Origin of the sequence: Niveispirillum sp. (assembly GCF_017996735.1) — a bacterium.
GTDB lineage: Bacteria > Pseudomonadota > Alphaproteobacteria > Azospirillales > Azospirillaceae > Niveispirillum.
This window is the reverse complement of the sequence record NZ_JAGOGJ010000036.1, coordinates 1-18,255: the sequence shown is the minus strand read 5'-3', so window position 1 is coordinate 18,255 and position 18,255 is coordinate 1. Positions and strand designations below refer to the sequence as shown.

General features: G+C 64.9%; 15 protein-coding genes. 8 read left to right on the top strand and 7 right to left on the bottom strand.

All coding sequences use genetic code 11. The annotated features are described in order from the left end of the window. Positions 1 to 51 precede the first annotated feature (51 nt). Positions 52 to 1,023, bottom strand: a complete 972-nt coding sequence (locus KBA48_RS13555; protein WP_292907171.1) for an ABC transporter substrate-binding protein — start codon at positions 1,021 to 1,023, stop codon at positions 52 to 54. 177 nt (positions 1,024 to 1,200) lie between these two features. On the opposite strand from KBA48_RS13555, the gene KBA48_RS13550 reads away from it, so the two are divergent. Continuing rightward, on the top strand, positions 1,201 to 4,023 hold the full coding sequence (locus KBA48_RS13550) for a TonB-dependent receptor (RefSeq protein ID WP_292907169.1): 2,823 nt from the start codon (positions 1,201 to 1,203) through the stop codon (positions 4,021 to 4,023). Positions 4,024 to 4,195: 172 nt separating this feature from the next. Here the strand turns inward: KBA48_RS13550 and KBA48_RS13545 are convergent, their stop codons facing one another. Next, positions 4,196 to 4,924, bottom strand: a complete 729-nt coding sequence (locus KBA48_RS13545) for an SDR family oxidoreductase (protein WP_292907167.1) — start codon at positions 4,922 to 4,924, stop codon at positions 4,196 to 4,198. A gap of 100 nt (positions 4,925 to 5,024) precedes the next feature. On the opposite strand from KBA48_RS13545, the gene KBA48_RS13540 reads away from it, so the two are divergent. Continuing rightward, a complete protein-coding gene (locus KBA48_RS13540) occupies positions 5,025 to 5,489 on the top strand; it encodes a YkgJ family cysteine cluster protein (RefSeq protein ID WP_292907165.1) in 465 nt (154 codons plus the stop codon). Here the strand turns inward: KBA48_RS13540 and KBA48_RS13535 are convergent. The 5 genes from KBA48_RS13535 to KBA48_RS13515 all read right to left on the bottom strand — a co-directional run bounded on the left by KBA48_RS13535 (position 5,486) and on the right by KBA48_RS13515 (position 11,399). After that, on the bottom strand, positions 5,486 to 6,895 hold the full coding sequence (locus KBA48_RS13535; protein ID WP_292907163.1) for an aldehyde dehydrogenase family protein: 1,410 nt from the start codon (positions 6,893 to 6,895) through the stop codon (positions 5,486 to 5,488). The two genes, KBA48_RS13540 and KBA48_RS13535, sit on opposite strands and share 4 nt — an antisense overlap. Positions 6,896 to 7,135: 240 nt before the next feature. Then, complete coding sequence (locus KBA48_RS13530; protein WP_292907161.1) at positions 7,136 to 7,477, bottom strand: carboxymuconolactone decarboxylase family protein; 342 nt, start codon at positions 7,475 to 7,477, stop codon at positions 7,136 to 7,138. Positions 7,478 to 7,607: 130 nt separating this feature from the next. Next, positions 7,608 to 8,462 (bottom strand): p-hydroxycinnamoyl CoA hydratase/lyase, encoded by an 855-nt coding sequence (locus KBA48_RS13525; RefSeq protein ID WP_292907159.1) that lies wholly within the window; start codon positions 8,460 to 8,462, stop codon positions 7,608 to 7,610. Between the two features lie 14 nt (positions 8,463 to 8,476). Beyond that, a complete protein-coding gene (locus tag KBA48_RS13520) occupies positions 8,477 to 10,609 on the bottom strand; it encodes an acetate--CoA ligase family protein (protein ID WP_292907157.1) in 2,133 nt (710 codons plus the stop codon). 1 nt (position 10,610) lies between these two features. Next, complete coding sequence (locus tag KBA48_RS13515; protein WP_292907155.1) at positions 10,611 to 11,399, bottom strand: aldolase/citrate lyase family protein; 789 nt, start codon at positions 11,397 to 11,399, stop codon at positions 10,611 to 10,613. A 262-nt stretch (positions 11,400 to 11,661) separates the two neighbouring features. Between KBA48_RS13515 and KBA48_RS13510 the strand changes: the two genes are divergently transcribed. The 6 genes from KBA48_RS13510 to KBA48_RS13485 form a co-directional block, all read left to right on the top strand. Continuing rightward, complete coding sequence (locus KBA48_RS13510) at positions 11,662 to 12,564, top strand: hypothetical protein (protein ID WP_292907153.1); 903 nt, start codon at positions 11,662 to 11,664, stop codon at positions 12,562 to 12,564. 55 nt (positions 12,565 to 12,619) lie between these two features. Then, positions 12,620 to 13,534 carry a DUF6282 family protein gene (locus KBA48_RS13505; RefSeq protein WP_292907151.1) on the top strand — a complete coding sequence of 305 codons (915 nt, stop codon included), beginning with the start codon at positions 12,620 to 12,622 and terminating at the stop codon, positions 13,532 to 13,534. Positions 13,535 to 13,581: 47 nt separating this feature from the next. After that, complete coding sequence (locus tag KBA48_RS13500) at positions 13,582 to 14,913, top strand: MFS transporter (protein ID WP_292907149.1); 1,332 nt, start codon at positions 13,582 to 13,584, stop codon at positions 14,911 to 14,913. A gap of 10 nt (positions 14,914 to 14,923) precedes the next feature. Then, positions 14,924 to 15,823: an amidohydrolase gene (locus KBA48_RS13495; protein ID WP_292907147.1), complete on the top strand. Its 900-nt coding sequence runs from the start codon at positions 14,924 to 14,926 to the stop codon at positions 15,821 to 15,823. Positions 15,824 to 15,826: 3 nt separating this feature from the next. Then, positions 15,827 to 16,624, top strand: a complete 798-nt coding sequence (locus KBA48_RS13490; protein ID WP_292907145.1) for an amidohydrolase — start codon at positions 15,827 to 15,829, stop codon at positions 16,622 to 16,624. 162 nt (positions 16,625 to 16,786) lie between these two features. After that, positions 16,787 to 18,255 (top strand): TonB-dependent siderophore receptor (locus KBA48_RS13485; protein WP_292907143.1); only part of this gene is annotated, 1,469 nt, incomplete at its 3' end.

The window sequence follows — 18,255 nt, the reverse complement described above, 5'->3', positions numbered from 1 at the left end:
CGGAAACAAACACCGCCTGTGTGTCGTCCCATGGCCAGTTGTAGAAGGCGGTTACGGCTGTGCCATCGCCTCCCGCAGGACGGACCGGTCGATCAGGCTGTCCAGTTGCGCGCGGGTGCGGGCGGGGCGGCTGGCCTGGGCCGCCAGCCATTGCTCTTCTTCCACCATGACGTCCAGCATGTCCTCGGGCAGGGTGGCGGGAAAACGGTGGTGATGCCAGGAGGCGGCGACCAGAGCCTCCGGATAACCGCTGGAGGCGGCGACCAGGGGCCAGATCCGCGCCGGCTCCTCCGTCGCCACCCGCGCGGCCGTGATCAGCCGGCGCACGAAATCCACAATCCGCGCGCGGCGCGCGGGGTCGGCCAGCGCCTGGGCCGTGGTGTTCAGATTGTACAACTCGCGATAGACGGTCGGATCGGACAGGCTGACCGCATCATCGCCCAGCGCCATCAGGCTGCGCTCGCTCTCCGGTTCCCAGATGGCGACGGCGTCCACCTGACGCGCCGTCAGGGCCGGTTCCATCTCACGCGGGCGCAGGGGCACCAGCACCACCTCCTGCGCGGCGATACCGGCCCGCGCCAGCAGCCGGTCCAGGAAATAGGCGGCCGATGTGCGTTCGAAAACCCCGATGCGCTTGCCCCGCAGGTCTTCCGCCCTGGTGATGCCGGCCGACCGCCGGGCCACGACCCGGTACAGCCCCTCCGTCACCGTCAGGATGATGCGCAGGTCGGGATTGGCGACGGACGCACGCAGCGCCTGGGTTTCCGCCTGTGCCGCCAGGTCCGCCCGGCCCGGCGCATGGTCGAAGCCGCCGGCGGGGGCTGCCCCGTCCACCTTGAACAGATTATCCACCCCGCCGCTGCTGAAGCGGGCAATGCCGGGGCCTGCCTGCTGTATCGCGAACAGGACGGGGCCAACCTCCATCACGTCATGGCGGCCCACGATCGTCAGCGGCTCTCCCGCCTGCGCGGCGCCGGATGCGGTCAGGATGGCGGCCAGGATCAGGCCTCGGATCAACCGCATGTATTCCCCTGTTTCCAACGATCAGTGTTCGTCAATGTATAATGTCATTTGCTATCATGCCGCAAGAGTATCAATCCGGTCCAATTAAACGATTGGACGCCCCCCACACCCTTTATGGGAAGGTGCTGCAAAAGCACGGTCCGGCAAACGGTTCGCGACCAGAACGGGAGGGCAGAAATGCGGTTCAATGAAGATACCCTGATTGCGTCCGCTGATGGGCGCCGGCGGTTGGGATTGACGGTGGCCCTGGGCGCGCTGTCGATGGGCATGCTGGCCGCGCCCGGCGTTTTCGCACAGGAAACCCCGGCTGAAGAACCGGAACTGCTGGAAATCATCGTCACCGGCACGCGCGTCAGCGGCTTCACCGCGCCGACGCCGGTGACCTCCATCGGTCAGGCGGATCTGGAATCGCGGGCCGTCCGCAACCTTGCCGACATCATGTTCGACACGCCGGCCCTGAAGCCGGCGCAGAATACCGGGCAGTCCAGCCAGCCCATCGGCGCCAGCAATTTTGACCTGCGCGGCCTGGGTCCGAACCGCACGCTGGTGCTGGTCGACGGGCGACGCTTCGCGGCCACGGACCCCACGGGCGGCATCGATGTCAACGTAATCCCGGCGGCGCTGATCAAGCGACTGGAGATCGTGACGGGTGGTGCGTCCGCCGCCTATGGTTCGGACGCGGTGTCGGGCGTGGTCAATATCTTCCTGGACGACCGGTTCGAAGGGGCCAAAGGGTCGGTCCAGTACAGCCAGTCCAAATATGATGACCACCACAAGCCGGCAGCGTCGGTTGCCGTGGGCAAGGCGTTCGGCCGCTTCCACCTTGTCGCCGCCGGCGATTATTTCAAGGATGACGGCCAGTTGAACCAGTCTTCGCGTCCCTGGGCGCGGGGCAATTATGCCGTTCTGACCAACCCCGCCTATCCGGCGACGGCGGGCCAGACACGGTTGGTGATCGCGCCGGACGCGCGTTTTTCCCAGATGACGCTGGGCGGCGTCACCGTGTCCAACAGCATCCCGGCGCTGCGCAATCTTCAGTTCGGGCCCGGCGGTACCGTCCTGCCCTTCACCCGTGGCACCTATGTCGGCAGCACCTTCATGTCGGGTGGTGACGGGGCCAGCCTGTCCGACACCTCCAACATCTCTCCGGAGATCGAGCGCGGCACGGGCTTTGCCAAGCTCAGCTTCGATGCGACGGAGGATATCAGCTTCTTCGCCGACGCGCTTTATTCCCGCGCCGACATCTTCTCTGACGGCACGACATCGACCGATAACGGCCCCACCGGTATCCTGATCCAGCGCGACAATGCCTTCCTGCCATCGCAGATCCGCAGTATTCTGGTCGCCAACAACCAGAACAATTTCCGCATCGGCCGTGTCGGCGCGGAGGAGGGGGCGTTCTTCAACACCGTGGAGAACGAGGTACAGCGTTACGGGCTGGGGGTGAACGGCCGCTTCGGTGATGGCTGGCGCTGGGACGCGTCGGGGCAGTTCAGCCGGGTGCGCTATTACCGCGAGGACGGGAACAACCGCAACAATGCCCGTTTCAGCCTGGGTGTGGATAGTGTTATCAACCCGGCCACGGGTCAGCCCGTCTGCCGCGCGCTGTTGAACAATCCCAACCCGACGGCGGCGCAGGACCCCTATGGCGATATCCGCGCCTGCGTGCCCATCAACCTGTTCGGCGCCGGTTCCGTCTCGCAAGCCGCGCTGGATTATATCGGCGGCACCGCCTTCCTGGACAGCCGGCAGGAACAGGATGTCTATGCCGTGAATATCGAGGGCTCGCCGTTCGCGACCTGGGCCGGGGACGTGTCCATTGCGGCCGGTGCGGAATATCGGCGGGAAAAGGTCCGCGCCACCAATGACGATGTCTCCAAACGGTCCGGCTGGAAGACCGTCAATCCGCAGGCGCTGCGCGGTTCGCTGAATGTCAAGGAAGCCTATACCGAACTGGTGGTGCCGCTGCTGGCCGACCAGCCCCTGGCGCAGTCGCTGGACCTCAACCTTGCGGGCCGTGTCACCGATTATTCCACCAGCGGTCGGGTGGAAACCTGGAAGGCCGGTGCCAATTATCAGCCCGTCGACGATATCCGCCTGCGCGCCACCCTGTCGCGCGACATCCGGGCGGCGAACATCAACGAACTGTTCTCCGGCCAGAACCAGCTTTTCAACACCATCACCAATCCGCTGACCAATGTCGCGCTGACCACGCTGCAACTGACGGGCGGCAATCCCAACCTGCGGCCGGAGCGCAGCAAAAGCTTCACCGGCGGCGTTGTCTATCAACCGGAATGGCTGCCGGGCTTCCGTGCCTCCGTCGATCATTTTTCCTTCAAGATCAAGGATGCGATCACGTCGCTGTCCGGTCAGCAGATCGTGGATGGCTGCCTGGTCGTGAAGCAGGACAATCTCTGCTCTGCCATCACCTTTGACGCCAACAATGTGATTACCCGGGTGCAGGCCACACTGGTCAATGCCGCACGGTCGACGGCCAAGGGTCTGGATTTCGAGGCGATGTACAGTTTCGACCTGGACGAGGCCAAGATCTCCGTCCGGGGCTTGGCCACCTATATCGATGAACTGACGGTCACCAGTAACGGCATCACCACCAACTATGCCGGCACGGTGGGCAGCACGGGCACGCTGGGCCCGGCCGGTGGCATCCCGAAATGGCGGGGTACCTTGTCCACCGACTATACGGCCGGGGTTTACGCCCTGGGCGCCGTGCTGCGCTATGTCGATGGTGGAAAGCTGAATGTCGGTTATGTGGAAGGCGTGGACATTCCTGACAACAGCGTGCCGTCGCGCACCTATGTCGATATCAATGGCAAGGTGACCGTGACCGATGCGGTGGAGATTTACGGTGCCATCGACAATCTGTTCAACAAGGCCCCGCCCCTGACCCCCAACGCCGTGACCGCACCCAGCTACGCCTCTTCGGTCTTCTATGACCGGATCGGCCGCACCTATGCGGTGGGCGCGCGATTCAAGTTCTGATGCCAGGGGTCAAAAGTTTTGACCCCTGGCATCCGCGCCGACGGGCGCGGCGGTGGCCCATGCCGCCGAAGTCAGTAAATCCTGACAAGTCAGGATTTACTGACACGTGTATGATTGGATGCGGAAATGAAAAAGCCCGCCAGCTCCAGGGAGCTGGCGGGCCTTTTATTGTCTACCCCCGGCCCAGGAAGGGCTGACCGATGGGCAGGATGACGCTTTCCAGCACATTCACCTCCGGCGGCATCGCGGCGATGCACTGGATAAGCTCCGCCACCTGTTCGGGGCGCATCGACTGTTCGGCACTCATCCGGTCCAGGCCCGGCACGAAGTTGGTGATGGTGGAGCCGGGATGGATGATGCCCGCCGTGATGCCATGCTCGCGACCGTCCAGGGCGATGGAGCGGGTCAGGCCATCCAGGGCGAATTTGGTGGTCGTATAGGCCGCCGTATGTTCGCGCGGCACCAGGGCGGAGATGCTGCCGACCAGCAGGATACGCCCCCGGCGTCGTGGCTTCATCATCCGCATGGCGGCGCGGCAGCACAGGAAGGCGGCGGTCAGGTTGACGTCCAGCACCTCGCGCCAGCGCGTCAGGCTCAAATCCTCCAGGGGGGTTTTGTCGGCGATACCGGCATTACTGACCAACAGGTCGGGCGGGCCGAAACTATCCCGTACCGCGTCAAACAGGCTGTCCACCTGATCCTCGCGCGTCACGTCGGCGGCATGGGCGCGGGCCGTGCCGCCGGCCCCGTTGATTTCCGCCGCGATGGACGCCAGCTTGTCCCGGCTGCGCGCGACAAGCGCCACCTTCATGCCGGAAGCGGCCAGACGGCGGGCGACGGCCTCCCCGATGCCGGAACTGGCGCCGGTGACGATGGCCACGTTTTGGGAGAGATCCTGCATCGATGATCCTCGCTGTTTTGGGTGATGGTCTCTCGATCTGTCACCCGAAATGTGACATAATCGAACTAAATCCAGCATTAACAAACGATCTGGAGGCCGCATGCCGGTGGATCAGAACGCCATCCCCTGCGATGGCTGCATTCAATGCTGCAAGAATGATCAGGTGATCCTGCATCCCGAGGCGGGGGACGATCTGTCCTTCTATCGCTGGGAACCGATCGCGTCGGCCCTTTATCCTGGCCGGGCCATGGCCGCGCTGAAGCGCGATCCCATTACCGGCCATTGCACCTATCTGACGGCGCAGGGCTGTTCGATCCATGACAGGCGGCCATCGGTCTGCCGCCGGTTCCATTGTGCCCGCACGGCCCTGGCGCTGGAAAAGCTGTCCCACCAGACCCGGAAGATTTTGCGCCGCCGGGGCGACGTGTTCGACGCGGACCTGCTGGAACGCGGTCGCGACCGGCTGCAACGGGCCCGCGAACTGGGGCTGGAGCATGTGCTGGACACTGACCAGCAGGTGGCCGCGTTTGAACGGATCGCGGCGATGCCGGTGAAGGGGCGTTAACCCCCCACCCCATGCATGACCCTGATTTCGGCATAGGAGCGCAGGCCGGCCAGGCCCATGCCACGGCCGATGCCGGATTCCTTGAAGCCGCCGAAGGGCAGGTCGGGGGCGGCGCCACCATGGCCGTTGATCCAGACGGTGCCGGCCTCCAGCCGCTTGGCCAGGGCTTCCGCCCGCGCGCGGTTGCCGCTCCATACCGAGGCACCCAGACCGAAGCGGGTGGCGTTGGCGCGGGTCACGGCCTCTTCATCGCTGTCGAAGGACAGGATGGGCAGGACGGGGCCGAACTGTTCCTCATCCACCAGCCGCGATCCTTCGCGCAGGCCGGTGACGATGGTGGGGGCGATGAAATAGCCGGGGCGGTTCAGGGCGTGGCCACCGGTCAGAATGGTGCCACCCTGGGCACGGGCATCCTCGATGATGGCCAGCACCTTGTCGAACTGCGGCCGGTTCTGTACGGGGCCGTATTCGACATCCGGCTCGAACCCGCCGCCTACACGGGCCTTCTGCGCCTCCGCCGCCAGGGCATCGGCCAGGGCACCGGCGATGGGGGCCTGGACCAGGACACGTTTCACCGCCATGCAGATCTGGCCGCTATTGATGAAGGCGCTGGCGAACAGGCGCGGCGCGATCTCCGTCACATCGATATCGTCCAGCACGATGGCGGCATCATTGCCGCCCAGTTCCAGCGATACCCGCTTCAGGCTGGCCGACGCTGCCGCCATCACCTTCTTGCCGGTGGCGGTGGAGCCGACGAAGGCGATCTTGTCGATGCCGGGATGATTGGTCATCCACTGGCCCAGATCATTGCCGCCCGACAAGGTATTGACCAGACCGGGCGGCAGGGTGCGGGCCGCCAGTTCGCCCAGGCGCAGCGTCGACAAGGGCGTGAAGGGGGAGGGCTTGACCACCACCGCATTACCAGCGGCCAGCGCCTGGGCCACCATCTGCATGGCCAGGATCAAAGGCGCGTTCCAGGGCGCGATCACGCCCACCACGCCCATGGGCACATAATCCAGCCGCACCGGACCCAATGGCCCCTCCCGCAGATAACCGCCGCCGATATCCAGCGCGGCCATGCCGGCGATCCGGTCGGCGGCAAAGGCCACCTCGCGCCGGGCCACGGACAGCGGCTTGCCCTGTTCACGGGTCAGCAGTTCGGCCAGCGGCTCGGCTTGCGCGCGGATGGCGTCGGCGAAGGTGACCATGGCGGCGGTGCGGGCGGGGGCATCCAGATGCCGCCAGATGGCGAAGGCGTTGCGGGCGGCCGTGACGGCGAGGTCCAGTTGCGCTTCGCTGGCATCGGGCGCCAGGGCGAAGGGTTCGCCCGTGGCGGGGTCGATCACCGGAAAATGCGCCGCGGCGGGCACGGCCTCGCCGCCGATGGACAGCAGGAAGTTCGTCATGGGGCGCACCCGTGTTTGGGATGTGGGAACGGTTAGCGCTGTCCCGTGGAACAATATCCACCGTCACCCCGGCGCAAGCCGGGGCCCAAGTGACAAGCGCCTTGCTCTACGACCTGGGCCCCGGCCTTCGTCGGGGTGACGGTAGAGAACGTGACAATGGTGGTACCCAAGAGTTTCGCTGGATCTCCGCTTTCGCGGGAATGACGGCGGAGGGGGTGAAAGCGGGGAGAAGGCGAACCCTCACCCCTCTTTCTCCTTCGCCTCCCGCTCCTCCACCACCTCCAGGAACTTGCGGCTGGCGGAGATGGCCGACGGCCAGGAGGCGTAGAAGGCGAGATGGGCGATGGCCTCACCGATCTCTTCCTTGGTCAGGCCGTTATCCAGCGCCAGACCCAGATGCGCCGGCAATTGTTCGGGCCGGTACATGGAAATCAGGGCGGCGATGGTGACGAGACTGCGGTCGCGCTTGGACAGGCCCGGGCGCTCCCACACATCCTCGTACAGCACGCGGTCGGTCAGTTCCACCAGGGTGGGGACCACGGCTTTCAACTCGTTGCCCTTCCTGGCGCTTGGGCGCTTCATAAGACCTCTCCCTCATTTTTCATTCGCCTCAATCGCCGGTGCCCCCATCCGTGGGCTTGGCTTACGCGCCATGTGGCGCGCGGCGGCGGTCGCCGCCGACCTGAGTGGTCATCAGGGATGACCACTCAGGTTATTCGGGACGATTGTAGGCGCCCATGCCGGGGCGGAAAGTCTTTTCGTCCAGGAACTGTTTCAGGCCCTGTTCCTTGCCTTTTTCCGGGTCCACGAAATTGGTCTGGTCGACCTTGGCCGTCAGATATTCCGACGCCTGTTCCCAGTTCATTTCGCGGGCGTACTTATAGGCCAGCTTGGCCTGACGCAGCACGGTCGGGTTCTTGCCCAGCAGCGTGCGGGCAATCTCCGTGGTGCGGGCGCGCAGCCGGTCCTTGGGCACCGCCTCGTTCACCAGACCCATGGCGGCGGCCCTGGCGCCGTCGAACTGTTCACCGGTCATCACGTAATAGAGTGCCTGACGGTCGCCCATGACGGTGGCGATGGCCTTGGACACGGCCCCGCCGGGGATGACGCCCCAATTGATCTCCGACAGGCCGAAAACGGCCTTTTCATCGGCGATGGCCAGATCGCAGGCGATCAGGGGGGTGAAGGCACCGCCGAAACACCAGCCATTGACCATGGCAATGGTCGGCTTGGCATAATGCATCAGGTTGCGCCATTGCCAGGCGCGGGTCGAGCGATAGGCGCGGTGTCGTTCGATATCGCCCAGCCCGTCGGTGGCCCGGAAGAAATCCTTCAGGTCCATGCCGGCGGAAAAGGCGTCGCCCACGCCGGTCAGGACCAGCACGCCACAGCGCGGGTCGGTTTCCAGCGCGTCCAGCACCTCGTTCATTTCCTTGGCCAGGCCGACGCTCATGGCGTTGCGCTTGGCGGGGCGGTTCAACTGTACCCAGGCGATGCCGTCGTCGAATTCGACCAGCACGTCGTTGCCGCCGGGGATGGGCCGTTCAATGGCTTCGGTTGTCGTCACGTCCGATGTCCTTTTCATTCGGTGATGAACAATGCGTCAAGCGCCATGACCCCTTCGCCCCTGGCGAAAACCGTCAATGGGTTGACGTCGACTTCCCTGATTTCCGGATGGGTGCGCAGGATGGCGCCCAGGGCCAGGATGGCGTCGGCCACCGCCTCCACATCGCGGGCCGGTTGACCCCGGAAGGGGCCCAGCAGCTTGGCCCCGCGCATCTGGTGCAGTCGGTCCAGGACCTGGGCGCGGCTGGCGTGGGCCGGCAGCATCTCCACGGCGTCCAGCGCCTCCACCCATACACCACCCAGGCCGAAGACCACAAATGATCCCCATTCCGGATCGTTGCGCCCGCCCAGGACCAGTTCCAGGCCGGGGGGGGCCATCTTTTCGATCAGGATGCCGTCCAGGCCGCCCTCGGGGATATGAAGCTGTGCGCTGTCCATCAGGCGCTGCCAGCCGGCGCGCAGGGCCGCCTCATCCTTGATGCCCAGGATGACGCCGCCGACGTCGCTCTTGTGGGTCAGGCTGGCGGCCTGAAGCTTCATGGCCACGGGATAGCCGAAACAGGCCGCCAGTTGTACGGCGGAATCCACGTCGCGGAAGACCAGCACACCCTTGGGCACCCGGATGCCATATTCCGACAGCAGCGCCTTGCCCTCATATTCCGGCAGCGGGCCCCGGCGGGGCAGCTTCGGGGCGGGCGGCGGCTGGGGCGTGCGGGTGCCGACACGGGCCAGGGCGTCGGCGTAGTCCCGCACAGCCCTGAAGGCACGCAGTGCCCGGTCGGGGGACCGGAACAGGGGCGTGTCGGTGTCGCGCAACGGCTTCACGCAGCCGGGGTCCAGCGGCGCCTCATCGCCGATGATGGCCAGGGCCACCGGCTTCGGCGCCGTGCGGGCCAGCGGCGCGATCACGTCCGACTTGGCCCGCTGCTGCCAGGGGCCGCCGCCGGCCAGCGCCAGCAGGACGGCGCCGACAGCGGGGTCGGTCATCATGGCGTTGGTGGTCTTGGCAAAGACCGATGCGTCGGAAAAGCCGGCGATACCGACATCCAGCGGGTTCGACGCCTCGCATTGCGGGGGCAGCATCTCCCGCAGAGCGTCCAGCGTCTCCTCACCCAACGCCGCGACCGGCAGCCCCACCTTCTCGCAGAAATCCAGGCTGATGCCGCGCACGGCGCCGGAATTGGTGACGATGCCCATGGCGCCCTGGCTGGGGGCGGGGAAACGGTAGAGGATGGCCGCGGTGTCGAACAGCTCGTCCATGGTTTCCACCAGGACCACGCCTTCATCCTCCACCGCCGCTTTCATGGTGGCGTAATCGCCCAGCATGGCGCCGGTATGGGACTGGGCGGCGGCGCGGCCCGATGCGCTGGACCCCGGATGGACCATGATGATGGGCCGGCCCGCCTGCCGCGCCATGCGGGCGGCGTCCAGGAAGGCGGCGGGATCGCGGATCTGCTCGACATAGACGGCGATCAGGTTCGCCCCTTCCTCCACCAGATGGCGGATGACATGGTCGACGCGCACCACGGCCTCGTTGCCGGTGGAGACCACATGCGAGATGCGGATGCCGCGCGCCAGCAGGGCGGAACGGATGTTGGACGCCATGGCGCCGCTCTGCGCGATGACCCCCATATGCGGGCCGTCCGCCGCCGGCTGGAATTCCAGCGATTCAAAGCTGAGCGCGGCACCGCTGATGTAATTGGCAAAGCCCATGCAGTTGGGGCCCAGCAGGGCCAGACCGCCGTCGCGACAGATCCGGGCGATCTCCTCCTGCTCCTGCGCTCCTTCCTCACCGGCTTCCCGGAAGCCGGCGGCAAAGACGACGGCGCCGCCCACGCCGCGTTCGATACAGGCCTCGATAGCCTCCTTCACCGCCTTGCGCGGCACGTTCAGCACGGCCACATCCACACCCTGCGGCAGGGCCTGGATCGACGGCAGGCAGGGGATGCCATTGATCTCCGCCCGTGTCGGGCTGACCAGATGCAGGGGGCCATTGAAGCCGGAGCCTGCAATATTCTTCAAGATGACGCCGCCCACCGATGCCGGCTCCGGCGACGCACCGGCGATGGCGATGGAGCGGGGACGCAGCAGGCGTGCGAGATCGATACGGGAAGCGGATGCCCCCGTTTGCATATCGGATGTCGGCACTTCAGACCTCTTGTCTGTTGGCGCGGAAGGGGGCGAACCGGTCCGCCGCACTTTTCAGCGCGTTCTTGTACATGACCATGTCGGATTGCCAGGCGATGTAGCGGGACCCCCGCTCGACCGCCTGTTTCAGGGCGTCGGGATTGCTGGCCACCATGCCGAAATGTTTGCCGGCGCGTTTACAGGCGTCGATCACACGGTCAACGACCTTCTGCACCTCTGGATGCTCCGCCTCGCCGGGATAACCCAGCGACTGGCTGAGATCGCCGGTGCCGATGAAGGCCACGTCCAGATGATCCACCTGACACAACGCCTCGATATCGGCGGCCATGCGGGCATTTTCGACATGGACGGCGACGGTCGTGTCGCGGTTCGCCCGCTCGATATAGGTCTTGGGCGGGGTGAAGGCGTAATCGCCGGCGCGGCAGCCGGGGGCCCAGCCGCGTTCACCGATGGGATGGTATTTGGCGCGGCGGACCACGGCGCGCGCCTCCTCGGCCGAAGACAGGGACGGCACCTGGATGCCGCTGGCACCGCTGTCCAGCGCGTGCAGGATATTGGCTTCCCCGGCATCGGCGGTGCGGACGATGGCGGCCATGCCCACCAACTGGGCGGCGCGGATCAGTTCCTCGATCTCGCCATGCGTGAGATTGGCATGTTCACTGTCGATGATGATGAAGTCGAAACCGGAGAGTCCGATCATCTCGACAAGGTTTGGCGAGGCGAATTTGACGAAGGTGCCGAAGACCGGCTCGTCATTCTCCAGGCGCCGCTTGATTAGGCTGTTGATCACAAGGCACCTCCCGATGGGCGACGCCGCTCTCTGCCGGGGACGTCTGCCTCCCGTCCATCCAATGCAAAGGCGGGGTCGGAATCAAATGCTGATTACGGCCTTGTCCGATAACGATGCGGTATCGGAGCGGTTGGCTGGAGAACCAATGCCGTGACGGCATCAATCGGCGGACCAAAAAGAATTAGACGCAAGCCTGCATTACCTTCCTACTGGCCCAATCGGCAAATGCCGGAATAGAAAGAATTAGTGTCCGGGAGGCGGCGTGTACGGAAAGAACGACTTGCGGGCTGCATTGGCGCCGGTGGCGGTAAGGCCTGCCACGACCCCCTTCAAACCCGCATCCTATGGGCGATTCTACGCGGAAACCCCGGTGGAGGAAGGGCCTTTGGCCCGCACCTGGCTGGCACGCGGGCAAAATCTGATCGTCGCCTACAGCCGTGTGTCTGCTGGTGCTGTATTGTCGCGGGCGGCCCAGGTCGATGAATATGCCGTCGTGCTGTCCGATGCCGGCCTGTCGGTGGAGATCACGGCCGGCGATCAGACGGAGATCGCCCACGGCCCCTGCGTGGCCTTTGTGCCACCGGGCGACAGCGTTGTGAAGGCGCTGGGGCAGGGGGACGTTTACCGGCTGATCACGGTGCGGTCCACCGATCTGGCGGAGCGTTGCGCCAATGCCGGCGATTATGCCACGCCCGACCCCAACGTGCCGGAATTTCAGGCCTGGCCCGACCCGGTCGGCGGGTTCCGCATCCGGGTCTATTCCGGCGATGTGCCGGCACAGCAGGGGCGGTTCGGGCGGCTGTACCGCTGTTCGACCATCATGGTGAACCTGACCAGCGGCCGGCCCGGTCCCCGCGACCCGGCCGACCTGTCACCCCATCATCATGATGATTTCGAACAATATTCCGTCGCCACCGCCGGCGACTTCATCCACCATCTGCGCTGGCCCTGGACGGGCAACAGCGCGCATTGGCTGGATGACCAGCACGAGTTTTGCGCCAGCCCCTCGGTTGCGGTGATCCCGCCGCCGGCCATCCATACATCGCAAGGGGTGGCGGACGGCTTGAACCGCCTGCTGGATGTGTTCTGCCCGCCCCGCCGGGACTTCTCCGCGCGGGAAGGCTGGGTGCTGAATGCGGCCGATTATCCGGCCCCTGAACTCTGACCAACACCGAAGAACCGCTTGCCAAGGCGGCGCCTTTTCGAAACGGGAGGAAATGATGACGGATCGCAGGATTGATGATCTGCTGATCGGCGCGATTGACCTGCATTGCCATAGCGGCCCCTCGGTCATGCCCCGCAGCCTGAACCATGTGCAGGCCATCCATGAGGCGGAGGCCGCCGGCCTGCGCGCCATCCTGTTCAAGGATCACTATTATTCCGTCACGCCGGTGGCCGAGCTTCTGAAGGAGACGATGAAGCCGAAGATCGAGCTTCTGACGGGTGTGCCACTGAACAATACGTCGGGCGGGTTGAACCCCTATGCTGTGGAGCATGGGTTCAAGCTGGGCGCGCGGCTGGTCTGGATGCCGACCTTCTCCGCCGCCAACCATATCCGCCATTCGCATCGGCGTCAGTTCCTGCCCACCAAGGAAAAGATGCTGCCGCCCACGGCGCTGAGCGTCGTTGATGCGAAGGGGGCGCTTCTGGACGAGGTCAAGGTGATCCTGGACCAGATCGCCGATTACGACGCCATCCTGTCGGCTGGCCATCTGCATATCAGCGAGATCTGGCCGCTGTTCGCCGAGGCCAAGAAGCGCGGCGTGAAGCGGCTGATGGTCAACCATCCCACCTTCCTGATCGACTGCAACGCGGCCGACATGAAGGAACTGGCCGCCATGGGTGCCTATCTGGAGCACTCCTGCTGCATGTGGGCGGGGGTGCAGGGCAAGCATTACACGCTGGAAAGCCTGGATGTGGTGATCAAGGCCGGCGGCGTGGACAGCACCATCATCGGGTCCGACCTGGGTCAGGTGGGCAATCCCAGTCCGGTGGAGGGTTTCCGCCATGTCATCGGCATGTGCATCGAACTGGGTTATTCCGACGATGACATCCGCAAGATGATCAGCACCAACGCCGCCCGTCTGGTCGGGCTGGACGAGCCACGGCAGGCACGGTCCGCCGCTGCCGAGTGAACAGCCTACCATAACGACGAAAAGTCGGAATTCAGGGAGAAACGAGCATGCCGGCCAGTCCCTTGGACGTCATCGCCAAGATGCCGATGCGCACGCGGCAATATGTGATCATCGCGTTGTGCTGCCTGATCAACATCACCGAAGGCTACGACATGATGTCGGCGGCCTATACGGCGCCGCTGTTCACCGCCGAATGGGGTGCGCCGCGCACCGCGCTGGGTATCCTGTTCTCCATGGGCTCCCTGGGGCTGGCCTTCGGCGCCTTCGCGGCCGCACCCATCGCCGAACGCATCGGGCGGCGCGGTGTGACCTTCGTGGCATTGGCCGGCATCACCATTTCCCATGCCCTGTCGGCCATGGCCCATTCCATGGAGATGCTGACCTTCCTGAAATTCCTGATGGGCGTCGGGCTGGGCATGCTGGTGGTCAGCCTGAATGTGCTGGTCTCCGAATTCGCCAATGATGATCGCCGCAATCTGATGCTGTCGCTGCTGCATACCGGCTTCAGCATCGGCATGACCATCAGCGGCGCCGTCACCGGCCTGTTGCTGGAGCCATACGGCTGGCGGTCGGTATTTGTGGTCGGTGCCGCCATCAATATCGTGCTGCTGGCCGTGCTGACCCTGTTCATGTGGGAATCCCCAGCCTATCTTCTGTCGGCGCGGCCCCGCAATGCCCTGCCACGCCTCAACAAGATCCTGACCGGCCTGGGCCAGCCGACCCTGTCGGAACTGCCGCCCCCGCCGCCGCGCACAGAGCGCAAGGAAAACCGGGCGATGGCGCTGCTGTCCAGTGATGTCCGGCGCCTGTCCCTGCTGATGTGGACGGCGTCCTTCGTCTATGCCGTGGTCGGCTATTTCCTGCTGAACTGGAAGCCGACGGTCCTGGTGGATGCCGGACTGACGCCGACACAGGCGAGCTTTGCCGGTGTGGCGCAGGGTATCTGCGGGTCGGTCGGCCATATCGTGGTCGGGATGCTGGCCAAGCGGGTGGGCGAAGGGCGGTTGACCGCCATCTTCTTCCTGGTCATGGGCTGCGTTCTGGTGCTGTTCGGCAATGTGCAGGCCAGTGCGCCGGTGATGATCGCGCTGGCCTGTTCGCTGACCTTCTTCACGGTCGGCTCCTATACCGGTGTGTTCCTGACCACCATCGCCCATTATCCGCTGCATCTGCGCAGTTTCGGTGTCGGGTTCGTGGTTGGCATCGGCCGGGCCGGCGCCGTCATCGGCCCCTTCATCGGCGGCTTGCTGCTGGATGCGGATATCGGCCGTGGCGCCACCTTCGTGTTCTTCGCGACGCTGAGCGTGATCCCCGCCGTGGCCCTGCTGGTGCTGGGCCGGGCGATCAAGCCCAGTGCGCCACAGGCTGCGTCGGTGTAAGGGGGACAGCATGGGCCAGGCAACCAGCAGGGAACCGCTGTACGATTCCCACGCGCATGTCTTCACCACCGACGAGACGCGCTATCCCACGGATACGCGCAACGCCAGGGAGGGGGAAGAGAACCTTCGCCGGCGCATCGCCGCCGACCCGATGACGGGGGAACGGCTGCTGCGACGGTGGGAGGCGGCGGGCATCGTGGGCGGTGCCGCCGTGCAGTACAACACGATCTACAAGAAGGATAACCGCTATCTGCTGGACATGGCGGATGCCCATCCGGGCCATTTCTCCGCCGTCGTCATGCTGGATGCGCAGGACCCGGAAAGCCCCGCGACGATCGACCGGATGGTGGCCGACCACGGGATCGTGGGCTTGCGCCTGTTCGGATATCCCGATGCCGATGGCCATTATCCCTGGCTGGACAGCGAGGCGGCGCTGAAAAGCTGGCAGGCGGCCGACCGGCACGGCCTGACCATGGTGATCATGTATGCGCCGGGCGTGCCGTCGGCGGCGGCCCTGGAGCGCATCGCCGGTCTGGCCTGCCGCTTCCCGCGGCTGCGCATCGCCCTGGACCATTTCGGCTGGCCGGGCGGGGGGGAGCCGGGATCGCTGGGGCTGGTGCCAGAACTGGTTTCCATGCGCCGGTTCCGCAATGTCTATTTCAAGCTGACCACCATCAATTTCCAGATGTTCGACAAGGCCGGGGTCGATCACGCGGCCTTTGTCCGGCGGGCGGCGGACATTATGGGGGCCGACCATATCATGTGGGGCTCTGACGTGGGCAACACGCCCGACAGTTACGACGGCATGGCGGCGCAGGCGCGTGCCTCGGCCTTCCTGCTGACCCCGGATGAACGCCGTTTCTACCTGCGCGCCACCGCCCGCAGCCTGTTCCAGCGGGGAGCGCTGTAGGAAATGCAGATCGACCCACCCATCGTCGATGCGCACGCCCATATCATGACGCGGCGCATGCCGTTCCGGGAGGATGCCTGGACCCGGCCGGAATATGAGTATACGGCCGAGGACTTCGTGGCCGATCTCGACCGGCACGGCATCGCCTTCGGCATCGTCACCGCCGCCAGCCTGTATGGTGATTACAACGACTATACGCTGGCCTCGCTGGCCCGGTACAGGCGCCTGCGCGCCACCGTCATGCTGGAGCCGGAGACGGATGCGGCATCGATCCGGGAACTGGCCGATCAGGGCGTGGTCGGCGTGCGCATGCAATGGAAGCTGGATGCCGCGCCGCCGGACCTGGCCAGCTTCCGCTATGCCAAGTTCCTGAACCGTCTGGCCGATTGCGGCATGCATGTCGAACTGAACGCCAGTGCCGATCAGCAGGCTTTGGTCCTGCCGGTGCTGATGGCACACGGCATCAATGTCGTCGTCGATCATTTCGGCCTGCTGCGCGCCCCCGACGGCATGGAGGGGGAAGGGTTCAAATCCATCCTGCGCGCCGTGGCGACGGGACGTACCTGGGTGAAAATCTCCGCCGGGTTCCGGCTGGACCCCGCGCTGCGTCAGGCGGCGGCGGCACGGCTGCTGTCGGAAGCGGGCGGCGACCGCCTGCTCTGGGGCAGCGACGCCCCCTTCGTGGGCAAGGAAGGGGGCGTATCCTACGCCGATACCGTTTCCCTGTTCCATGAACTGGTACCCGATGCCGCCACGCGCCGCCGCATCTCCGACGCGGCGCTGCGGCTCTGCTTCTTCTGACGAATGATCCCCGCCGAACCGTTTTGGCGGGTCAGGGTTTGATGCCGGAACGGTATCGGTCATGCCGAGAGTAGCATTGGATCTTCGTCATGATAGAATTCAATATGAAATTAACAAACAATACATAAGCCGGACGGAAACTGTCCGGCCAGGGAGGAACAGATGATTCAAGAGCTGCGTCGCGGTTCCCTTAAGCATGTGTCGAAATATGGTTCGGTCAGCCTGATCGCCCTTGGCGTCGCAGCGCTGGCCCCGCAGACGGGTGTCGCGCAGGAACTGGAACTGGAAGAGATCGTCGTCACCGGCACGCGTATTTCCGGTTTCACGGCGCCCACGCCCCTGACCTCTGTCGGTGCGGCCGAGTTGCAGGACAAGGCGATCACGACGGTTTCCGACCTTCTGCAGGAAGTCCCGCAGTTGAAGGTCAATCAGAATATCGGCAAGTCGAGCGAGCCCATCGGGGCGTCGAACGCCGATCTGCGCGGCCTGGGCACCCAGCGCACACTGGTACTGATGAATGGCAGCCGGGTGGGCGTGACCGATCCGGGCGGCACCATCGACACCAACATCATCCCCGTCGCCCTGATCAAGAGCGTGGAGATCGTGACCGGCGGCGCGTCGGCCGCCTATGGTTCCGACGCCGTGGCCGGCGTGGTCAACTTCGTGCTGGATAAGCAGTTCGAGGGCGCCAAGGCCGATATCTCCTACGGCGTGTCGGATTATGGCGATTTCCGCCGCCCCACCGTCAATTTTGCCCTTGGCCACGGGTTCCTGGATGGCAAGCTGCATGCGTCGGTTGCCGGCGATTATATGCATAATTCCGGGCAGACCAGCCAGGCCAGCCGCCCTTGGGGCGACGACCACACGGTGCAGCTCACCAACCCCACCTATACGGCCACCAACGGCCAGCCGCGCCTGCTGATCGTCAATGACGGCGTCTTTTCGCAGATGACGCCGGGCGGTGTGGTGGGTTTCACCAATGGCAGCCTTACCGTGGCCCGCAATCTGGCGGCGCAGTTGGGTTTTGCGCCGGGCACCGGCGTGCAGTTCGGGCCCAACGGCGTGCCGATGCCGTTCCAGTACGGTACCAATGTCGGCACCACCTATATGCAGGGCGGCGGCAACGGCGATCAGGCGGTGGATGGCGGCAATTTGCTGCCGAAGATCGAGCGCAAGAGCGCCTATGGCCGCGTGGATTTCGAACTGACCGAGAATGTCAGCCTGTTCGCCGACATGCTCTATTCGGAAGTGCATGCCAAATCGGATCTGGTGCCCAACCCCGATACCGGCACGCTGGTCATCAACAGCGACAATGCCTTCCTTGACCGTTCGGTCAAGACGGCCATGGCGGCCCTGGGCCTGAGCAGGTTCAATTTCGGCCGCTACAATGTGGAGGATGGCAGTTCCATCTTCGAGACGACGACCAAGGCGCGCCGCGCCAGCTTTGGTGCGGAGGGCAGCCTGGGCGGCACCTGGGCCTGGAGTGTCACCGGCCAACTGGGTCGCAACACCTATGACCAGGCGGCCTATAACAACCGCATCGCACAGCGCTGGACCTATGGCATCGACAGCGTCGTCAACCCGGCCACGGGCCAGCCCATCTGCCGCGTGCATGTCTCTTATAGACATCT